This window comes from Bradyrhizobium sp. UFLA05-125 (assembly GCF_059803515.1).
Genome location: NZ_JBANBJ010000055.1, coordinates 13451 through 34537, shown reverse-complemented (window position 1 = coordinate 34537; position 21087 = coordinate 13451). Strand labels below are relative to the sequence as shown.

Genomic DNA, 21087 nt, shown 5'->3' with positions numbered 1-21087 from the left:
CGGGCGCGTTGCTTAGGTCGTCAGCTAGACTCGGCGACGAGAACCCAGTAGTACCAGGCGTCAAGCCCAGTGAAATAGAAAGCGGAGGGGCAGTGCGTTCCGCAAGATCAAGCAGCCCGGCTTGCGGTGCTGGTCGCCCGGTTCGATCCACTTGGCGCAGAGATACACATCGAGATCGACGACGCGGACCTTGACGCACGCGGCGCTGCCGCCTTGTTCCGTCTCCTCGTCGGTGATGGTGACGTCCTCGGGCCGAGCCCGATCGAGCGCGTCTCGGTCACCGTCCTTTCGCGGTTGATCATCTGCGGCCAATGAAACCAACCACGCACGTTTTCGAGCCAGTCGATGAGTGGGTCGGCTCAGCCACCGCTGACGCGCTCGATAGGGGTGGACGCTCGAGCGGCTCAGTGGGACATGAAGTTCGAAAGCCACAATAGCGGTTCCGGGAAAAACGTAACAAATATCAGAACTATGAGCATCAAGGCGTACAAGGGTATGAGTTCAATCATTACTTGGCCAATCGTCTCTTGGGCTATCTTTGATGTCACATAAAGGTTAAGTCCGACCGGCGGATGCACTGTGCCGATGCTCAAATTGAATACAAAAACAATGCCAAAATGAATTGGGTCTATCCCGAGCTCCTTAGCAATGGGCAAGAATATAGGAACGAGGATGATCGTGGCCGGGGTAGAATCAAGTAACGTGCCGGCGATTAACAATATCGCATTCACAGCTATCAAAAACGACCATTTGTTTTGTGTAAATGACAGCACTTCTGTGAGCACGAGATCTGGAATACGATTTATCGCAATCAGGTACGCTAACAGGCTGCTGACCCCTACAATAAACATTATATTCGCGGCATCGAGCCCTATCTGCTGTAGAATCTTGGGTACTTCTCGGACTGGCAGCTGACGATACATCAGAGATACTAGGAGAGCGTAGAGCACTAGGACCGCTCCAAGCTCTACAACCGTGAACACACCAAGCAATATGCCAAGCACGAGCCCCACCGGCATCGTGAGCGCCCAGAATCCATGTCTTAGCCGCGAAGTGATCTCATGCAATCCAACTCTCGGCTGTTTTGGAAAGCCACGGCTGGCTGCTGCGTGCCAGACGTAGCCGAGGAGAAGACTGGCGAGCAACAGTGCGGGAAGGTAACCAGCGAGAAAGAGCCTGAAAATGGAGACGTGGGCTACGACGGCATAGACAATCAAAGCTATGCTTGGAGGGATAACTGGTCCACAAGCGGCCGCGGCGGCGGTCAATGCTGCTGCAAATGGGCCCGGATAGCCGCTCTGTTTCATCGCTGGAATCAGAACTGAACCGGTAGCGGTCGCGTCAGCAACTGCCGAGCCAGAAATTCCAGCGAAGAAAATATTGACCGCGACATTGACCATCGCAAGCCCACCGCGCAACGGGCCAACGATGCTGTTGAACACGTTGACGACCCGATCCGTAAGCCCGCCGGCATTCATAACGCCTGAGGCCAATAGGAAGAACGGGATCGCAAGAAGAGGAAAAGAGTCCATCCCGTTCAGAGTCTTTTGCGCGACTAAGATAAAAGGCGTTCCTGGCCATAGGACCATCACGACAAGACAACTCAATCCCAGTGCAAACGCCACTGGGACCGAAAGCAATAGCAAGCCTACGCTCACTACGACGATTACCAGCAGTTGGCTCATTCTGAGTGATCCTCTGGTATCGACAGCTCGCAAATATCTCTAGCGATTGTTTCAAAGACAAACAAAAGAGCGAACACCGATGAAAGTGGTAGTGCCAGATAGACCCATCCAACCGGTATGTTCGTGCCCGCCGTGCGCTGGCCAGCAACAACATCAATGAGAGCCGATCCTTCCCAGATGAATACGATCAGCAGTGGTATGATTAGCATGCGCGCGATAAGAGAAACGAACAGACGTACTCGCTTCGGTCTGTCAACCCATAGAACATCAATCGCGATCAGATCGCCACGTCGGACACCCGCACACATCCCAAGGCATGATACCCAGATAAAGGCGTAGCGGGAGACCTCCTCGGGCCAAATCAGGGAGTCATTTAGAAAGTAGCGCCAAAATACTTGTGCGCACAAAGAGGCGACCATCAAGGTCGCAAGAAGAACAAGGGTCAGCATCACGACCTGGTAAAGTCGATCCTGCAAGATTCTTAGTGTTAGTAGTGACTTACAAAGAAGCTGCTTCATCTACCTGAATGGTTACGCGGACCGATACTTTGCGGCTCCCGCCATTGCGTTCCTAGTCCTCCGACTGTTCGCATTTCTCAGTCGGAGATCTGGCTAGCGGATCTCTCGTTGAGGATCGCGTACGACGGCCAAGCGTGGACGAAACGAATCCCAAGGATGTTACCGACACACTAATCTAGTGCCTCAAAACGTTTGACCCAAACTTCAAGCTTTGGATCGAGGGGTACGTTCTTGCCGCGAGTCACAAAGCCGGAAATGTCTGGCTTGATCACCGTCATTCCCTTAGCGCGAAGACTATCGATTTGCCGAGCCTCGTTCTGGTCAGTGAAATCTCGGAGCCAATCAGAAACAGCCGCGGCTGCTGTTTCGATCGCCTGGCGGTCTTCGGGCGACTGCTTCTGCCACCAATTGTCGTTGAAAATCACGCCGACTGTTTCGGCGGCGTGATTCGTGAGGATTAGATATTTGCAAACCTCGTCAAAGTGATTGTCATAAATCACGCTGACAGGGTTTTCTTGGCCCGCTACGACGCCTTGCTGAAGGGCGGTGAAGACCTGTTCAAAAGCAATCGGTGTTGGATTAGCGCCGAATGCCTTCCAAGTGTCCATATAGATTTTAATCGCTGGGACGCGAAGCTTCATCCCTGATACGTCTTGAACCCTCTCGACCTTCTGGTTCGCTGACATGACTCGGAAGCCGCGAAACGCCGGACCGATCAATCGAAACCCGGAATCCTTAGCGAGCTGATCGAGTAATTGTTGACCTACGGGGCTGCGCCATTTTTTAAAGAAGTCCGATTCATCCTTGTAAAGATAGGGGACGCTTTCGATTCCGGCGATTGGATCCCAGGGTCCAATAGTGCCGATGCTGTCGTAGAGTGATGTGAGAGCACCGGCACGGATTTGTTCGAGCGCTTCTTTGTATGTCCCCAGCTGCGAGCCTGGAAACAGCGTAACGGCGACTTGACCGTTAGTAAGCTCTTCAACTCGCTTCTTAAAAACCTCGGTTATTGCACGATAGACAGTACTTCCAGCCGGATCGGTGAGCGCCATCCGGATTTCCGTCCCCGCGCGTGCGGGGTGATAGCACGCCAGCACCAATGCCATGGCCACTACTAGACTTGCTGTTTTCGGCGTGAACAAATTCATATCCAGGCTCCTTTGACATGCCGGTCTGAACCCAGTCCCGTCCCTACTTGCGCCGTCTCTTCGATTTCGTCTCAAGATGGGCCGGCACCATGAAATGAAAGATGGCGTGGCACATTATGCCGTCGCACACACTCGCTCGCCGTGCGCCGAGGATCGAAGTGCAGGTCGATCAGCCCTTTCTCCAGACCCGGAAGACCCTTATGGGCAACGGCGTATGCGTGTTATACCGTCTAACCAAACCTGCTAAGCCTCCGCCTATGGCGGGGCGGGAGATGTTCCGATCGCTGTTGAACCACCTCGGGCCGACGTTTGCCGGAAGGAATGTTACGCGGCCCTCGTGACGTGGGCAACGGGCTTGATCGTCATGCGATCGTGGTCAGCCTGAAGGGCCGCACGCAAAACCGACAATTGCTTATGCGCCTTCAGGTGTCGGAAGCCCTTGTGGCCTCGATCATGCCCGCCGCGACCCATCGCAAGGCCATACCGGCATCTGGTAGCACCCGACGGGTGGCCGCATGGTGCTCTTTCGGCAGGCGTTCCATGATGTTGCGCGCCTTGTGGATCTGGCAGCGCAGGATCGCGGCGGCCGAACCGAAGTTGCGGTGGATCACCTTCGACAACGCTTTCGCGCCGTCGACGATGAACAGTCTTGGCACCGTCGGGTCGAGCCCGCGCGAGACCAGGTTGTCCAGCAGGACCTGAACCGTTGCGGCGTTCTCGGTCGCCCCTTCCACCAGCGCCAGCGGATGCTTGTTGCCTTCGCCGTCAACCCCGATCGCGGCGACCAGCACGAGATCGTCGCCGAGATGCAGCCCGTCGATTTGGACCACCAGAAGGTCGAGCGCGGACAGATCGGTAGCCATGAAGTCCGCCAGCCGCGCCGCCGACAGCGCCACAAACCTCCGCGAGGCCGCAGACTTCGAAACCCCCGATCCGGGCGGTGCCGGCACGTCACCCTCGGGAAGCCGAACAGCGCGGCCGAACCGGCGCGTCGACACATTGATCAGCATAAGGTTCATCGCCCAGCGACCGAGCCAGTCCTCGTGCGCTGCCGTTTCCCAGCTGGGGATCGTGACCTCGCGGCCGTCCACGCCCCGGACCCGCGGGCGCTCGCCGTGGAAGCCGACCCGTCCCCACGTTCGGCCCCAACGATGCGCCCGCCGCGCCGCGTCGCGACCGTGGCGCGGCCCGCAGGCCGCCGTGACATCCGCCTCCATCATCGTGCCGAGCGCCTCGATCTCTGCCGCAAGGCCGAACCGATCGAAGCTCGCCCGCACTTCTGCAAACGCTTAGTCCACAGCCCCGGTCGCCGGCGAACCAGCCGGTGTGATATCTCTCGTCATGGCGTTGCTCTCCTTTGTGGAATCAGCACCCTAAGCCTACCGGCTCAAGGAGGGCAACGCCGACCTCTTCAGAAATTCAGCAGAACTCGGGACATCCCCGGCGGGGCGAAAACAGGAGTTCAATCATCTTAATCACGCGACCTGAGAGTGCAAGTACCACGTCGTGTTTACGCCGAAGTGGCGAAGAAGATGCTGTTCGGGAAGATAAAACGGCATCTGGGCCAAGTGTTTCACGATCTCGCACGCCGCAAGGAGTGCCGGATCGAAGAGGACCATCTGATGCCCGATCACGTCCATATGTTGATTTCGATACTCCGAAATATTCGGTGGCACAGATCATCGGATACATAAAAGGGAAGAGTTCGATCTGGATCGCGCAGAATGTCGAACGGAAGATGCGAAATTTTCTCGGCCACAAATTCTGGGCGCGCGGATATTTTGTCACTACCGTAGGTCGGGATGAGGATGTGATCCGAGCCTGCATCCGTAACCAAGAACTAGCCGACCGGGAATTGGAGCAGCTTGAGCTGAAAATCTCAGCTGCCCAAAAATCCAATCAATCGTCCTAACATCCCTTAAAACCGCCTTTGGCGGTTCCCAATCAAACTCCGGCTTTGCTGGAGGATATCGGCATATCGGCTTGCAAGACGAAATGCCGGCTTGAATTCCGGGCCAACGCCGGAAATTGTCACCCTTCATTGTTCGTGGTATGCCGCGATAGCCGCAAGGCGGTGGTTCGCTTGAGCTTGGAGAGAGGAAATTGGTTTCCTCCACTCTGTTGAGCACGGATGGCAATGGCAAGTTCGAGGTCTTGTGGGAGGACGGCGAACGTGTCTTCTGCCGAGGTTTCAGGCACGGCACCGCTGACCACTCCGCCGTGCTGGTTGTATTGCCTGCCGCCGAAGATCCGACGCCCGCTATCCTCGATCGCCTCAAGCGCGAATACGAGTTGAGGGATAACCTAGACGCGGCATGGGCGGCGCGGCCGCTCGAGTTAATTCGCGATGGCCCGCGGACCATGTTGGTCCTTGAGGATACGGGCGGCGAGCCGCTCGATCGACTGCTGGGCATGACGATGGAAACGGCGGATTTCTTGCGCCTCGCGATGAGCATCGCTGTGGCGCTGGGCAAACTTCACCGAAGCGGCCTCATTCACAAAGATCTCAAGCCGAGTAACATCCTCGTAAACAGCGCCACCAGAGAGGTCAAGCTCTCTGGGTTCGGTCTCACCTCGCGTCTTCCGCGCGAGCGGCAGTCACCTGAGCCGCCCGAGACCATTGCTGGCACACTAGCTTACATGGCTCCCGAACAGACGGGACGAATGAATCGGTCAATCGACTCCCGCAGCGATCTCTACGCACTCGGCGTCACCTTCTATCAAATGCTCGTCGGTGCAGTGCCGTTTACCGCTGCGGACCCGATGGAATGGGTGCATTGCCACATCGCAAGACGGCCGGTAGCGCCGGCAGAGCGATCGGCGACTGTCCCATCGGTCGTATCGGCGATCATCATGAAGCTCCTCGCCAAGACGGCTGAGGATCGCTATCAGACGGCGGCTGGACTCGAACACGATCTGCGGCGCTGCCTCATCGATTTAGAGGCCGGACGGCTCATCGATGATTTTCCATTGGGCGAACAGGACACGCCCGACAGGCTGCTGATTCCCGAGAAGCTGTATGGGAGAGAGCGCGAGGTCGAGATTTTGCTCGCCTCTTTCGATCGCGTCGTGAAAAGCGGCGCACCGGAGCTCGTGCTGGTCTCCGGCTATTCCGGCATCGGCAAGTCCGCCGTCATCAATGAACTGCACAAGGTGCTTGTTCTGCCGCGCGGTCTCTTCGCGTCGGGAAAATTCGATCAATACATGCGAGATGTCCCGTACGCGACGCTGGCACAGGCGTTTCAGGGTTTGGTTCGCTCCTTTCTCAGCAAGCCGGAAGCCGAGCTCGGTAAGTGGCGCGATGACCTTCTCCAAGCGTTGGGTCCGAACGGCGCGCTCATTATCGATCTCGTGCCTGAACTGAGACTCTTCGTCGGCGAACAACCGCCTGTTCCTGATCTCCCACCGCAGGAGGCCAAGGCTCGGTTCCATTTGCTCCTTCGCCGGATCATCGACGTATTCGCGCGTCCAGAACATCCGCTTGCCCTCTTCCTCGACGATCTGCAATGGCTAGATGCGGCGACGCTGGACCTGATCGAAGATCTGCTGAGACAGCCGGACGTCCGCAATTTGATGCTCATCGGCGCCTACCGCGACAACGAGGTAAGCCCCGGTCACCCCTTAATGCGCAAGATCCGGACAATTCGCCAAAACGGCGCGGCGGTCAGTGAGCTCGTGCTGGCGCCGCTGGCCCACGAGGATCTGACGCAGTTGGTTGCAGATGCTCTGCGTTGCGACATGCGACAAGTCGAGCCATTGGCAGATCTGATCTATGAGAAGACGGCGGGCAATCCGTTTTTCTCTATCCAGTTCATCCGGGCTATGACCGAAGAGACATGGCTTTCGTTCGACCGCGACGAGGGCCGATGGCGCTGGGATCTGAATCAAATCCGCGGCAAGGGCTATGCGGACAACGTGATCGACCTGATGGTCGGTAGGCTGAGCCGACTAGGACTCACGACACGAAGCGCACTCCAGAAATTGGCCTGCTTCGGAAACAGTGCTGACATCGCTACACTCTCGGTCGTGCACCAGACGGCCGAGGAGCAAGTTACCGCCGATCTGTGGGAGGCTCTTCGTGCCGAATTGATCGTACGCTCGGATAGCTCCTACAGATTTGCCCACGACCGCGTGCACGAAGCGGCCTATTCTCTGATTCCCGAGGAGGCCCGTCCGGCTGCTCATCTCAAAATAGGCAGGCGCCTTGCGGCAAATACGCCATCCGGAAAGCGCGACGAAAACATCTTCGAGATCGTTGGCCAGCTCAATCGCGGCGCCCCTTTGATTACCTCGCGAGACGAGCGCGAACAGCTCGCCGAACTCAATCTCGCGGCCGGGAAGCGGGCCAAGGCCTCATCGGCGTACGCGTCGGCGCTCAAATATTTTAGTGCTGGCGCGTTGCTGCTGGCGCACGACTGTTGGGAGCGCCGGCATGAGCTCATCTTCGACTTAGAGCTGCACCGCGCGGAATGCGAGTTTCTAACTGGTGAAACGGAGGCGGCGACGGAGCACTTGACCCTGCTTTCGTCCCGCGCAGCGGGCACGGTCGAACTGGCTACCGTTGCGTGCTTGCACATGAATCTCTTCACGATGCTCAACCAGTGCGATCGTGCAGTTACTGTCTGCCTCGAATTCCTTCGGCATCTGGGCGTTGAATGGTCACCGCATCCGACGAAGGAGCAAGCACATCGCGAATATGAGCGGATTTGGTCACAGCTTGGGAGTCGCACAATCGAGGAGCTCATTGATCTGCCTGTTATGAGTGATCCGGCATCGCGTGCAACTCTGGACGTGCTGACAATGGTCCTGCTGGCAGCCAAGTTCACGGATGCGAATCTATATTGCCTGGCCGTCTGCTGGGCGGTGAATTTAAGCGTCGAGCGCGGCAACAGCGATGGTTCTTGTATTCCTTATGCCTCCCTTGGCGTCATAGCCGGACCGCACTTCGGCAACTATAGGGCCGGATTTCAATTCGGTCAGCTTGGTTATGAGCTGGTCCAGAAGCGCAACTTCAAGCGCTTCCGGGATAGGACCTATGTGATCTTCGGAAATCATGTCATGCCCTGGACAAAACATGTCAGGGCGAGTCGCGATCTGCTGCGTCAGGCGTTCGATGCCGCAAACAAGGTCGGCGACCTTCCTTATGCGACGGTCGCCTGTGAGAACCTGAACACGAACCTTCTTGCGACAGGGGATCCGCTCGTTGACGTGCAACGTGAAGCAGAAAACAGCCTTAAGCTTGCGCGGAGTGCTCGATTTGTCCACTCGATCGACACCATAGGGCTTCAGCTCGGGCTTATCCGCACTCTCCGCGGGGTGACATCGAAATTCGGTTCCTTCGATGATGGTGAGTTTGATGAGCGCAAGTTTGAGCGTCGTTTGGCGAACAACTCGGCCATGGCGCTTCCCGCGTGCTGCTACTGGATTCGAAAGCTGCAGGCATGCTTCTCGGCCGGCGACTACGAGGCTGCCATCGATGCATCACTCAAAGCGCAACAGCTGATTTGGACATTAACATCGACGTTTGAAACGGCGGAGTATCATTTCTATAGCGCCCTTTCCCGTGCTGCGCTCTTCGATTCCGCATGTTCAAGCCGGCGCGCAGAGCATTTCGAAGCATTGGTATCCCACTACAAACAGCTCGCAGAATGGGCGGAGAATTGCCCTGCAAATTTCGAGAATCGAACCGCGCTTGTGGGCGCAGAGATCGCCCGCCTCGAAGGTCGAGAGCTTGATGCCCAACGTCTGTACGACCAGGCGATTAAATCGGCTCGAGAGAGCGGGTTCGTGCATAACGAAGCGTTAGCAGGCGAAATGGCGGTACGCTTCTATCGGAAGCATGGACGTGAGATCATCGCGAATGCCTACCTTCGCGTCGCTCGTCATGGTTACCTTCGTTGGGGCGCGCACGGAAAGCTGCGGCAACTTGATGAGTTGTATCCGCACATTGGGGTAGAACAACTAGCTAATCCCACAAGCACGTTTCTTGCCCCGGTCGAACACCTCGACCTCGCGACCGTGCTCAAAGTATCCCAAGCTGTCTCGGGGGAAATTGTCCTCGAAAAGCTGATCGGCACGCTCCTGAGCACCGCGCTCCAGCAGGCCGGGGCGGAACGAGGTTTACTGATCCTGTGGCGTGGCAACGAATTCCGGATCGCAGCGGAAGCGACAACCAGCGGCGATACAGTGACGGTGCACTTGCAAGACGAGGTGGTAGCGGAAGCGCTGCTGCCGGAATCAGTGCTTCACTACGTACTGCGTACCCACGAAAGCGTCATTATCGACGATACTGCGATCCAATCTACGTTCGTGGCCGATCCATATGTCCGTCGGCACCAGGCCCGGTCGATTCTCTGCTTGCCGTTGCTCAATCAGACCAAACTGATCGGCGTGATCTTTCTTGAGAATAACCTGGCTCCCGGCGTCTTCGCGCCGAGCCGGGTCGAGGTGCTGAAATTAGTGTCGACGCAGGCAGCAGTCGCCCTGGAGAATTCCCGTCTTTACAGCGATCTCAAGGAACGAGAGGGGAAGATCCGGCGCTTAGTGGACGCCAACATCATTGGCATATTAATCTTTGATATCGAAGGTCGCATTATTGAGGCCAATGACGCGTTTCTCCGGATTGTTGGGTACGATCGAGAGGATCTCGTCACAGATCGGATGCGCTGGACAGACCTGACGCCGCCGGAATGGCGCGACCGCGACGCGCAGCGTATTGAAGAAGTGAAAATGACCGGCACCTCACAGGCCTCCGAAAAGGAGTATTACCGCAAGGACGGCAGCCGCGTGCCGGTGCTGGTCGGCGCCGCACGCTTCGAGCAAACTGGAAATCAAGGTGTCGCTTTCGTGCTTGACCTAACTGAACGCAGGCAAACTGAAGCGGTGGCGCGTGAGAGCGAGAGGCGATATCGCGAGGTCCAGACAGAGCTTGCGCACGCGAGCCGCGTGGCGACCATGGGACAACTCACTGCCTCGATCGCACACGAGGTCAAGCAGCCGATCGCCACAACGGTCAGTAGCGCTGATGCGGCCCTGCGTTGGCTGGCACATCAGCCGCCGAATCTGGAAGAAACTCGCCAGCTGCTTCGCAGAATCTCCGAAGGCGGTCGTCGAGCAAGCAATGTCCTCGACCGGATTCGGGACCTCACCAAAAAGAGCCCCTCACGTATGGAACGTACGGAGCTCAATGGCGCGATCGACGAGGTGATTGAGCTTACGCGCAGCGAGGCGGTGAAGAACGGCGTCACGGTGCATGCGCAGCTTGCAGAGGCTTTGCCTTTCGTCGAAGCTGATCGGATTCAGCTGCAACAGGTGATTCTGAATTTGATCATCAACGCCATCCAGGCATTGGCTGAGGGCACAAAGGGTCCGCGCGAAGTGTCGATCAGTACTTCGGTGAACGCATCGCCCGACGTCACCATCTCCGTACGAGACTCGGGACCAGGCGTAAGCGCGGAAGATATTGGACGTCTTTTCGACCCATTCTACACGACCAAGCCGGCCGGCATGGGGATGGGACTGTCCATCTGCCAATCCATCGTCGAAAGTCACAGAGGACGAATTTGGGTGACAGCGAACGTCCCACGGGGCGCTGCCTTTCATATCACCATCCCCATAGCTCGGTGATAAGGTCCCTCGCGGCATCATGTGGAGAAGCTGCAGAGCGCGGCTCTTGGAATTGATTTTCAGTCTCTCAAAGCGTTCTCGATGCAGCCGACCAGAACGTCGATTTCGAAGGGCTTGCGCAGAAAGCATAGCGCGCCACTGAAAATGGCCTTTTCCTCGAGATCAGGTTCGGTATGGGCGGTGATCATGATGACCGAAAATAATCACTGCGCGCGTCGAGTCGCTCCATGAGCTCGAAACCATTCATTCCTGGCATATGAATGTCAGTAATCGTGCAAGTGAACCTACCAAAATCATCCGATGCCAGAAAGTCTTCAGCAGACGCGAGGCACGGGCATCATATCCAAGTGATCGAACCAGCGAGACGAGCATTTCCCGCACCGCGGCATCGTCATCTACAACGGTAATCATGTCTGTAGCCGTCTGCTTGCCCTTCGTAGGCACGGATGAGTTAGTTTTGCCACGTGCCACCCTTCATGTACTCCCAACCAATTTTCAGCGCGGTCTGCTCCTGATGGTGTCTCCCTACGAACCAGATCCGCGAGGGAGTGAGCTCCCATCTTTCGCATGACCGTACCGCGGTGCATTGGCCCTAATTTCACTTAGTCCGAGCTCTGCCGTCCGCATTGAAATTGGCCACGCTGACCGCGCGCGCCTTGCCGGACTTGACCGCCTCGACGAGGCCTTCGGCGAAAACTCCCACGTCAGCGCTTACATTCAGCCCGAGGCCGCCGATGCCGATGTTTTAGCCGCATCAGCGCGCGCGGCTTTCGCAGCTCGCCGTTGATAGTCTCAGCAAGCGCCTTAATTGTTTGGTCGCCGGGAGTATGCTGTGTGCCGTTCTCAAATACTCTTTGCTCAGCATTTCGCTTGCATGATCGAGCTCCAACTGCATACCGCCGTCGAACTTCACCTAATCACAAGGAGGTAGACCGATACATTGCAAGGCGGTTACGAGTGCATTCCATTCGTTTGAGATGCGATTACTTGGGCTTAAAGACCAGTCCTGCGCGCCCCGCAAGGGGCGGGAACGTGGCCCCCGGTTCGGCCGCAGTCTCCCTGCTGTGTCACTAGAAAGAGACTCCTTGGACAGAGCCATCTGATCCCAACGGCGCCGTCTGGCGTACAATTCCGTGTAGCCGCCGAACGATCGGCAGGGTGCTTCTGCTTGGCGTCGCGACCGCGCCGACGAAACACTTGGCTCGATCGTGCGGTCGGCTGTTCGAAGTAATCCGCCGGTTCAGCTGAGAGGTTTGCGGTTGAACGGTACGCCATCGATTGAATCTTCCTATTCGATTACGGCAGGAGGGATCTGCCGATTCTCGGTCGGTTCCGTACGGAACGAGAGCCATGGCGCCACGCCTTGAAATGCCATGACCAGCACGCGGGGCGTAGCGATCACACTGTAACTTTGACAGGTGCATTGGTTATCGTTTGAAAGACGCAGAGTCGCGCCGCCTCCTGCGTGATCTTTGAATGCGTTGGCGCGCAAAATCTCTCCAAGAGGCGCTAGACCATGAAAATGCGTTTGAATTTATTCACGCGGATCATGAATGCCCACAGTGCCCGCGCGCTTCCTGCCGTTCTCGTACAAATGCACGAACATCTTTCGGGCTCACTGCGCGAATTTCGCGGCACCAGTTATGGAAGCCGCGACGGCATTGATTGCCGATTCGGCGACTGAACGCAGCTTAGAAGTCTCTGCAGAACAGAAATTGGCTTCGCGTGCCAGGCGGCTCGTGGCATTCCTCGCTACGGCATCACGCCGCTCGGCGAGCGGCAATAACGATCGTCTATCGACTTTATGACGAGAGGTGATTTCCCTCGCCGGCGTTGCAAGGTCACTCTCCAAATGCATAGTCCGATCAATCTCAGGATCAGGCGCCGCGATGGCGCTCCGCCAGCTACTGCTGTTGGTTGAACGATACAAATGGCGTGAAAGAGAAAGACGCTGATGTCCCAAGAAGCGTACGACATTGTCATTGTTGGCGCGGGCGCGGCCGGCTGCGTCGTTGCGAGTTATCTCGCCGAACACTCCGATGCTTCGATCGCGCTGATAGAAGCGGGCGATACGGATCGCGATCCATTCATCCAGATTCCCGCCGGCTTCGCCAAAATACTAGCCCAAGACCGGCATGTCTGGAAATACGAGACGGTTCCCCAGCACGGCACCAAGCGAGCATATCGTTTAGGCAAGGTGCTCGGCGGCGGCTCTTCGATCAACGCGATGGCCTACGTCCGTGGTCAGATACGCGACTACGCCGCGTGGCAGGACGCGGTCGGCGACACTGGTAAATGGTCGTATGAAGATTTGCTTCCCGTCTTCTTGGCGCAGGAAGACAACGACACCTTCCACGACAAATATCACGGCATCGATGGTGGTCTGGCGGTTCAGTTGCCCAAGGGCATCAACGAGCTGAACCAATATTGCCTCAAGGCCTTCCAGGAATATGGGATCCCCTATAATCCCGACTATAACGGCAAGACACAGATCGGCGTCTCCCCGGTGCAATCTACGGTTGGAGATCAGCGGCGGTGCAGCGCGGTCGACGCTTATCTGCGCCCCCACCTCGCCTCGGGCCGCGTGACCCTTCTCACCGGCAAGACCGTCCTTCGCATCCTCGTCGAGAACAAGCGGGCCGTTGGCGTCGAACTCATGGACACGGGCCTCGCGAGGATCACGGCCGGCGAGGTTGTGCTGTCGGCCGGCAGCGTCCATAGCCCGAAGATCCTCATGCACTCTGGCATCGGGCCAGCCGAGCAGCTTCGCCAGCACGGCATCGCGGTAATCGTCGATTCTCCGGAGGTAGGCGAAAATCTCCACGACCACGCGATCGTGCCAGTCCGTGCCTACGTAAAGGGTGATCTCGGCTATCAGGCATCCGCGCAGGGCCTCGGCAGCGTGAAGGCGGGCCTGCGCTATTTCGCCACCAAGGATGGCCCGGCGTCGGGCAACGGTATCGAGACGGTTTCCCACTGGAATCCATCCGACTTCACCGCCGAACCCACGATCCAATGCTATCACGTGCCTATCATCGCGGCCGATGGAATCAGCCCGACGGGCGACCGCTCTGGCATCACCTTCGAGCTCGTAGTGCTTCAGCCCAAGAGCCGCGGCTGGGTGCGGTTGGCCGATAACGACCCGACGTCGATGCCCCTCATCAACCCGAACTTCATGGGTGAGGAAGAAGACCTGAGGGCCGCGGTGGAATCGGTGCGCGCGATCCGCAAGGTCATGGCGCAGGAGTCGCTGGCGCCGGTGATCGAGGAAGAGATCGAGCCCGGCCCGCGCATCCAATCGGACGCCGAGATCGGCGAATGGGTCAAGCGTGTCGTGACAACGATGTTTCACCCGGTCGGCACGTGCCGAATGGGCCAGGATGCGCGAGCGGTGGTTGACGCAAGGCTCAGAGTCCGCGGGGTCGACGGCCTCCGCGTGATCGACGCCTCGATCATGCCGAGCATCACTAGCGGCAACACGAGCGCCCCGACCCAGGCACTCGCGCGCCACGCCACGGCGATGCTGGTCGAGGATCTGAACCGGACTTGGGGAGCTCTGGCGCAAGCCGACGTGGGTGGCCCGAAGTCGATAGTCATCGGAGGCGGAACAAAGGGCCGAGCCCTTGCAAACGTGCAGACTCTATTTTGCAAAATTGCTTGTTCAGAGCCATCCCCGGCAGCATCCCTGAAGGAGGGATCAAAATGAGTGTAGAGGACGCGAGAAAACGCCGTGAGGCGCCACTAGACACCCCGAGCAATCTCGGCTCCAATGCCACCAAGGATATTTCGGCCGCCCTCACTGTCCTTCTGGCAGACGTGTTCGCGCTTTACGTCAAGACCAAGAACTTCCATTGGCACATTTCAGGTCCGCATTTCCGGGATTATCACCTCCTTCTTGATGAGCAGGGCGCGCAGATTTTCGCGATGACGGACGACATCGCGGAAAGAGCTCGCAAGATCGGCGGCACAACGATCCGCTCGATTGGCCAAATCGCCAGGGTGAAGCATATCCAGGACAATGATGCCGATTACGTCACACCCGAAGACATGCTGGCCGAGCTGAAGGAAGACAACCTAGCGCTCACCCAGCGTATGCGGCAGACACGCAATGTCTGCGACGAGCATGGCGATGTCGCCACGGCCGGCCTAATCGAAAACTGGATCGACGAGGCGGAACGTCGCACATGGTTCCTGTTCGAGGCGACCAGGAGAGCTTAACCCCGAGCGCACGCCCACCCTCGAAGTTCGAGTGACTGCGTACGCTCCCGCAAAGATCCCCTCTTGGGCCTTGACCTCAGACTCGTTCGCTTGGAATGGCATTTTGTGGCGGTTAAGCTCTCGGTCGCCGGCACGCCGATCTGGAAGTACGCAAAGTCCCTGCGTCATCTCCATGAACGAGCCTGCGTCAGGCGGCTAGTGCAAAGCCCGCGTTCATCTACGCCCATGTGATCTCGGGCGCGATCGAATCGAAGGCGAATAACTGAGACCCATCTACGAGACCCGCGAGCGCTGGTCCGAACCGCCGAACTCAACCCATTCGATCAGCCGTAACGCGAGCAAGACCGAGCCGGTGAAGTCGCTCGCAGTCTGCGTCGTCGACTCCGACGACGAGGCGCTCACCACCGCTGTGAAGTAAATCGAACCGATCAGAATTATGACCAAGAGGCTCGATTGCAACCAGATCGTTCCCAACGGGGCCAAGGCGCTCGGCGGCGTCCATCGCTATGTTATCGAGAGCGGTCTGCCGAGTGAACTGCTGGACGCAATCTATTTGCGGGTCTCGCAGATCAACAACTGTGCCTCTTGTCTCGACATGCACACGCACGACATCACCAAGAGAAGGGTGAAGGTCGAGAAGCTACCACTGGTGCAGGCTTGGGAGGAGGGCGGCTGTCTTTCCAGCGCGACCGAACGCGAGGCGCTTGTGTGGGCCGAGAGCGTGCCGCGCGTCGCCAAGACTGGGGCGCCGGGCAGTGCCCACAGATGAACGACCGACTTACAGCGCTGAAACTGTTTGCCCGCGCAGGTCGCGTCGGGAGCTTTTCGAGCGCCGGTCGTGAACTCGGTCTCTCTCAGCCGTCGGCCTCACGCCTTATCGCCGCGTTGGAAGCCGACGTGGGCGCGACACTGTTCAGCCGGACAACCCGAGCGGTCACGCTGACGGAGGCTGGAGCAACCTACTTAATGCGTGTAGAGGCGATCCTGGCCTCGCTTGAGGAGGCCGACCACGAGGCTCGTGGCACCGGAGAACTGCGAGGGGTGCTTCGCGTCGGAACCTCGTCGAGTTTCGTGCTCCGGGAGATTACTCCGAGGCTGTCGAAATTTTTGTCAGCGCATCCGGCGCTTCGTGTCGAATTGCTGTCTAACGATCGATATCAGGATCTGGTCGCCGAGGGCATTGACGTCGCCTTCCGGTTTGGAAGCCTGGCTGACTCAAGCGCCACCGTGCGGAAGGTGATCGACGTTCCGCGCATTCTTGCAGCCGCCCCCCTGTACCTCGAAGAGCACGGCACGCCGTTGATGCCGTCAGATCTTGCACACCATGCGATGATTATCGGCCCTGCCCATCTCTCACCGACGTACTCGTTCCGCAAGGACGGGCGCGTCGCGTCCGTCCGTGTGCAAAGTCAGTTGGCTGTGACAATCACTGAAGGCGCCATTGCCGCCGCGAAGGCTGGGCTGGGTATCGTCGCCTCAAGCCTGATCGGTGCGAAGGCAGAGTTGGAAAGCGGTGCGCTCGTTCGTATTCTGTCCGACTGGGATTTCGGCTCGATGGAAGTCAATGCGTTATTCGTGAGCGGAAAGACCATTAAGCCAGCCGCGCGCGCGTTCACGGATTTCCTCATCAGGGAGCTTCGAGACTGACTTCACGGAGCAATCCTGCCAGTTATGGATATGATAGCTTTGCTCGAATGGTCGCCGAATTTAATTACCGAACGCACTGATTGGGGTAGATACGGCACGGAGATCTGCGATGAATTCCAAGACCTACTTTGCGCTGCTATCGACCTACGCGCGTACATGCCGGTTGATCAATAAGTTGGACGATGTGGCGCCGCCTCAACGCGGTTGATTGGAAATGTAATAGAGCGGACGGATGAGGATCAGGGCCATCAAATCCGTAGAACTGGAATCGACGGCATGGAGCCCACTGAGCGTGAATCGCTCGCCAATTGCGGCGGCTGCGCCGCTCATTGCGCTTTCGTCCGACTGACACGTGGGATCCGATTGAGTAGCTCTCAGTCGGTCAACGTGTGGCAGACAAGGTCGCAGGCGTCATGGGCTCCTGAAAGTTTCCAGATCATCCTCGTCGTTGCGTGGGTTTCGATCAGAGGAGTTGGGACCCGTTTCCGTGGCGGCCGGCCGACGCCGCTTTGTATGACCCGCTCACCACAATGGAAGGACACTCTATGATACAAGAGAAAAACGCACGCAGGATCCGCGAAGTTGTCGTCGCAAACGATCCCACCAATCATGGCGCGCTGGTTGGCCATGTCGACGCATCTCAGTTTCCTATCGGCGGTCCGGATGGCGTTGGCCATATATCACCCGGTCCCAATCCTTACGACCTTCTCAGCGCAGCTCTCGCTGCATGCACCGCCATGACCGTTCGATTTCAGGCTCGGCGCCAGAAACTTCCGCTGGAAAGGCTAGAAGTGGGTGTCAGCTTCCATCACAACGCCGAGGGCGAAAGAGGTTCGTTCGAACGCACTGTTGTATTGGAGGGAGAACTTGATGGGCAACAACGCGCGTTCTTGCTGGAGGCCGCAAACCTCTGCCCCGTTGGCGAAATTCTCGGCATCAGTGCGGATATACACACGCGCGCGGGCGACTACTTCCGGCCGCGACGAAGGCACTCAGGCCAGCTATGAGGATGATCTGGCTGAACTCCAGATCCCCTACATCGATCCCGATTGAGGGTCTCTCGGCGGTCGATCACCGCAGTTGAGGCTTGGCAGCCTATCGGACCCGTTCCGTACAATCTGTGTGTCGCCTCTCGACGACCGGCGATTGTCCTCGTTGCAGGTATCGGGCATTACAAACGTCCTCTCAAATCGTGAAGCGGTCTCCGAGGAGAAGCAGTCCCTCATTCTATAAGAATTGTGAACCCCCGACCCCGGTCCATATTATTCACATCCGACAGGCGCTCTTGCCACTGAAAATGCGCCTCTTCGTCGATTTTGCCGTTTTCGCGTGCCGAAGTCCTTGGACACGACGTCCTCGCAAAGCTGAGATAAGTTCCAGAAGTGGCACGAGACCAAGACGGAGGTTGTGCGATAGAGCATCCCCTCATGTCGTGCGAGAATATGTCAAATTTGCATTTCGGCACTACCGCCGGGCTGCCGCCACCTCCATAACGTCGATATACGGTGAGGAAACCGCAATGCGACTCCAAGATGAGCTCGATGCACTTAGGGACAAGTGTTATGAAAACACCCCTCTGCATATTAGGCGTGTCCGCCAGGAAGCCATTGACGAGTTGGTGTCCTCTGGCATCGCCGAAAGAGCTATTCACGCTGGAGACCATGCTCCCGAATTCCGGCTGCGTGATCCCGATGGCAAAGCGATCTCATCCTACGCCGTTCTAAACAGCGGCCCAGTTCTGATTGTTTTCTATAGGGGGGGATGGTGCCCCTATTGCAAGCTCGATTTGCGCGCGATCCAGGCTGTCGCGCGGCAGCTCCGCTCATCGGGTGCGTCGATCATAGCGGTTTCTCAGCAGTCTGCGAACGAGAGCCGCTCCACTGAGCAAATGAACGGCTTATCATTCCCCAACCTCGTCGATCGTGGCGGAAAGGTTGCTCACGCCTTCGGCCTGCGTTGGAAGCTGCCCCGGGAGTTGCGAGCCACTGAAGTAGAATGTGGTCTCGACCTCGCCGCCGTGAATCGCGAGTCAAGCTGGACACTGACAATGCCAGCTCGGTACGTAATAAGCCCAGAAGGGATCGTCGAGTACGCCGATATCAGCGCCGATTACACTCGGCGCTGTGACCCAACCGAGCTCCTTCCCGTCCTAAGCCAGATTCGCGCACGATTGGCGCACTGATCCTCGGCCGTGAGCAGCTCTGGATTCCAGAAAGCGTGTGCGCTAGTCGGGGAACGCGCAAACAGGTTCATCGCGCCCGCACTAGTGGCAACGTGGCGCTAGAATAGTGCGCCTCAGCGCCGCGTGTTGCTGCGTTGCCATCACACGTCACTAGTGCAAGAATAGTTGAGAGTGGACATCCAATGGAGCTCCACCAGGCCCAGTACTCTCTAGCCGTCGCAAGCACTTTGAACTTCATGCGTGCTGCGGAGATGTGCAACGTCACGCAACCGGCGCCGACCAAGGACATGCAAAAGCTCGAGCAGGAGCTCGGGGTCAGCTTATCTACCGAGAGCGTCAACTCACCCACCTCACTGACTTGGGGAAGGCGGTGCTTCCGATATTCGAGCGCGTACTTGCATCGACGGAGGCTGTTCGAAGCGCGTGACTTTCGGCAAAAGGAAGTAGCTCCATGAACTATCGGTCTCGCCCCATCCGTTTCCGCTTCGCTTGTTCTGGAGCCAATCGCTGAGATTCGCAACTTCCTCGCTGGCCTCCGCGCCGAGCTTCGGGAAGGGCCGCCAAGCCGCTTGGTTGAGCTTCTGCTAGATGGCGAAGCAGATGTCGCCTTGGTTGGTGATCTCGACGATACGCCAGAACGTATCGACGATTGGGCGTTGTTCGAACGGTAATTCACCGTGCTCGCCCCGTCGTATGAACTTGCGGGCCTTCCGGTGATTGGAATGGAAGCGCTTCGCGTAGCCACTATTTGGGACACTTCAACTGTGACGTGGCTCCGAAATGTCAGCGTCTCTGCTTTCCCGACGCGCTGCCGCATTACAATCATCGCAGCAGCCGGGACTTGCACCTGCAGCATTTGGCCGCCGCGCGGTTCGGAATAGTTCGGAAACTGATTAAGCAATTTAGGTTGTGACAATTTCTGTTTCCTGCCAATTCCCGCGCAAACAGGCAGTTGCGTCGTCCATCGTCGAATTGGCGAAAGCTCACACCATATCACCGGCGCTCGGAGATCCCTTCGTCGCAGCCCTCGGGGAGGGCTGCTTGCGCTCCTCGAAATCAATGCTTCTCCATCCATCAAACGCTCCCTTTCGGCGTTAGAAGCATGTATTCGACCGCCCCATCGAGTTTTGCGCGCCGCCTCGATGGCATCGATTCCATAACCAAAGGTCATTGGCTCATCGAATTTCGCCGCAATATTTTCGTTCGTATACAAAGGAATTCGAGAGAGGACGACCCACCGCACACGAGCAGATGGACGATGAAGGCAATAGTTGTGACGGTGGCCGGCGACATCCAGTCTAGCAGACTCGTCGCGGTAACCTGAGGGAACTACCCATGTCCCTGGCATGAGATGTCGATTGGGCTCCATCACCGCAACATTTCCTGCACGCTTAAGTAACACCACGACCAACGGGAGCACCATGACCAACGGAATCACCATGACCAACGCCGTCATCGAATGTATCTTGAGCCGAAGCGCCGCCAAGTATTACGACCCCGCCGCCATCTTGAGCGACGACCAAATCCGCGAGCTAGTGCGAATCGGCACCACCGCGCCGACATCCTTCCACTTGCAGAACTGGCGCTTCATCGCCGTGCGCACGCCTGAAGCCAAAGCTCGGCTGAGCCCGATCGCTTGGAGTCAGCCCGCGATCACCGAAGCGGCCGTTACCTTCATCGTCTGCGGCCAGTTGGCCGATTCCGGCGTAGTACCAGAGCGGCTGGCACCGCTGGTGGAAGCAGGCATCATGCCGGCAGAGATGGTGCCGGAATGGGAAATCCCCGCACGTGATCTGTACATGGAGTACCCGCAGCGTCAGCGCGACGAAGCAGTACGCACCGGCACTTTCGGCGCGGCGGCGATGATCTATGCGGCCCGTTCGCTGGGTCTGGGTTCGACGCCGATGATCGGTTTCGATGCCGACGCGGTGCACCGCGAGTTCGGACTGACCAAGGACGAAGTACCGGTCATGCTGTTGTCCGTAGGGGCGGAGCGTCCGGGAAATTGGCCGCAGAAGCCGCGCCGTCCGGTGGCTGATGTGCTGGATCTCGTGTAGTAATTA

Annotated in this window: 16 protein-coding genes and 3 pseudogenes; 12 read left to right on the top strand and 7 right to left on the bottom strand. The window is 57.7% G+C overall.

What is annotated here, in order from left to right:
• Window positions 1-60: 60 nt before the first annotated feature.
• The 5 genes and pseudogenes from SO156_RS33290 to SO156_RS33270 form a co-directional block, all read right to left on the bottom strand.
• Window positions 61-312, bottom strand: a complete 252-nt coding sequence (locus SO156_RS33290) for a hypothetical protein (protein ID WP_498537716.1) — start codon at window positions 310-312, stop codon at window positions 61-63.
• 92 nt (window positions 313-404) lie between these two features.
• Window positions 405-1685 carry a TRAP transporter large permease gene (locus SO156_RS33285; RefSeq protein WP_498537715.1) on the bottom strand — a complete coding sequence of 427 codons (1281 nt, stop codon included), beginning with the start codon at window positions 1683-1685 and terminating at the stop codon, window positions 405-407.
• Window positions 1682-2134 carry a TRAP transporter small permease gene (locus tag SO156_RS33280; protein WP_498537714.1) on the bottom strand — a complete coding sequence of 151 codons (453 nt, stop codon included), beginning with the start codon at window positions 2132-2134 and terminating at the stop codon, window positions 1682-1684. Before SO156_RS33280 ends, SO156_RS33285 begins: the two co-directional genes overlap by 4 nt.
• Before the next feature lie 239 nt (window positions 2135-2373).
• Window positions 2374-3351: a TRAP transporter substrate-binding protein gene (locus SO156_RS33275; RefSeq protein ID WP_498537713.1), complete on the bottom strand. Its 978-nt coding sequence runs from the start codon at window positions 3349-3351 to the stop codon at window positions 2374-2376.
• A gap of 324 nt (window positions 3352-3675) precedes the next feature.
• Window positions 3676-4694: pseudogene (locus tag SO156_RS33270) on the bottom strand (transposase).
• Window positions 4695-4857: 163 nt separating this feature from the next.
• Between SO156_RS33270 and tnpA the strand changes: the two are divergent.
• The 3 genes and pseudogenes from tnpA (at window position 4858) to SO156_RS33255 (ending at window position 12661) form a co-directional block, all read left to right on the top strand.
• Window positions 4858-5263: pseudogene (gene tnpA, locus SO156_RS33265) on the top strand (IS200/IS605 family transposase).
• Between the two features lie 191 nt (window positions 5264-5454).
• Window positions 5455-10977: a trifunctional serine/threonine-protein kinase/ATP-binding protein/sensor histidine kinase gene (locus SO156_RS33260; RefSeq protein ID WP_498537712.1), complete on the top strand. Its 5523-nt coding sequence runs from the start codon at window positions 5455-5457 to the stop codon at window positions 10975-10977.
• 1516 nt (window positions 10978-12493) lie between these two features.
• The gene (locus tag SO156_RS33255; RefSeq protein WP_498537711.1) at window positions 12494-12661 is read left to right on the top strand and encodes a hypothetical protein; all 168 of its coding nucleotides are present in this window, start codon (window positions 12494-12496) and stop codon (window positions 12659-12661) included.
• Here the strand turns inward: SO156_RS33255 and SO156_RS33250 are convergent.
• The gene (locus SO156_RS33250; RefSeq protein WP_498537738.1) at window positions 12593-13012 is read right to left on the bottom strand and encodes a hypothetical protein; all 420 of its coding nucleotides are present in this window, start codon (window positions 13010-13012) and stop codon (window positions 12593-12595) included. The two genes, SO156_RS33255 and SO156_RS33250, sit on opposite strands and share 69 nt — an antisense overlap.
• Between SO156_RS33250 and SO156_RS33245 the strand changes: the two genes are divergently transcribed.
• The 4 genes and pseudogenes from SO156_RS33245 to SO156_RS33230 all read left to right on the top strand — a co-directional run bounded on the left by SO156_RS33245 (window position 12932) and on the right by SO156_RS33230 (window position 16842).
• Window positions 12932-14683 (top strand): GMC family oxidoreductase, encoded by a 1752-nt coding sequence (locus SO156_RS33245; RefSeq protein WP_498537710.1) that lies wholly within the window; start codon window positions 12932-12934, stop codon window positions 14681-14683. The two genes, SO156_RS33250 and SO156_RS33245, sit on opposite strands and share 81 nt — an antisense overlap.
• On the top strand, window positions 14680-15195 hold the full coding sequence (locus SO156_RS33240) for a Dps family protein (protein WP_498537737.1): 516 nt from the start codon (window positions 14680-14682) through the stop codon (window positions 15193-15195). The genes SO156_RS33245 and SO156_RS33240 overlap by 4 nt, the downstream gene beginning before the upstream one ends.
• A gap of 436 nt (window positions 15196-15631) precedes the next feature.
• Window positions 15632-15961: pseudogene (locus SO156_RS33235) on the top strand (carboxymuconolactone decarboxylase family protein); the annotation flags it as partial.
• Window positions 15961-16842: a LysR family transcriptional regulator gene (locus tag SO156_RS33230; RefSeq protein ID WP_498537709.1), complete on the top strand. Its 882-nt coding sequence runs from the start codon at window positions 15961-15963 to the stop codon at window positions 16840-16842. The pseudogene SO156_RS33235 and the gene SO156_RS33230, both read left to right, overlap by 1 nt.
• Window positions 16843-17037: 195 nt before the next feature.
• Here SO156_RS33230 and SO156_RS33225 read toward each other — a convergent pair whose 3' ends face one another.
• Complete coding sequence (locus SO156_RS33225; protein ID WP_498537708.1) at window positions 17038-17172, bottom strand: hypothetical protein; 135 nt, start codon at window positions 17170-17172, stop codon at window positions 17038-17040.
• Window positions 17173-17387: 215 nt separating this feature from the next.
• Between SO156_RS33225 and SO156_RS33220 the strand changes: the two genes are divergently transcribed.
• The 5 genes from SO156_RS33220 to SO156_RS33200 all read left to right on the top strand — a co-directional run bounded on the left by SO156_RS33220 (window position 17388) and on the right by SO156_RS33200 (window position 21081).
• Complete coding sequence (locus tag SO156_RS33220) at window positions 17388-17849, top strand: OsmC family protein (RefSeq protein ID WP_498537707.1); 462 nt, start codon at window positions 17388-17390, stop codon at window positions 17847-17849.
• Between the two features lie 512 nt (window positions 17850-18361).
• Complete coding sequence (locus SO156_RS33215; protein ID WP_498537706.1) at window positions 18362-19024, top strand: peroxiredoxin-like family protein; 663 nt, start codon at window positions 18362-18364, stop codon at window positions 19022-19024.
• A gap of 182 nt (window positions 19025-19206) precedes the next feature.
• Window positions 19207-19479, top strand: a complete 273-nt coding sequence (locus SO156_RS33210; RefSeq protein ID WP_498537705.1) for a LysR family transcriptional regulator — start codon at window positions 19207-19209, stop codon at window positions 19477-19479.
• A gap of 3 nt (window positions 19480-19482) precedes the next feature.
• Window positions 19483-19695, top strand: coding sequence for a LysR substrate-binding domain-containing protein (locus SO156_RS33205; RefSeq protein WP_498537736.1), 213 nt, complete (start codon window positions 19483-19485; stop codon window positions 19693-19695).
• A 750-nt stretch (window positions 19696-20445) separates the two neighbouring features.
• A complete protein-coding gene (locus SO156_RS33200; protein ID WP_498537704.1) occupies window positions 20446-21081 on the top strand; it encodes a nitroreductase family protein in 636 nt (211 codons plus the stop codon).
• Window positions 21082-21087: the final 6 nt, after the last annotated feature.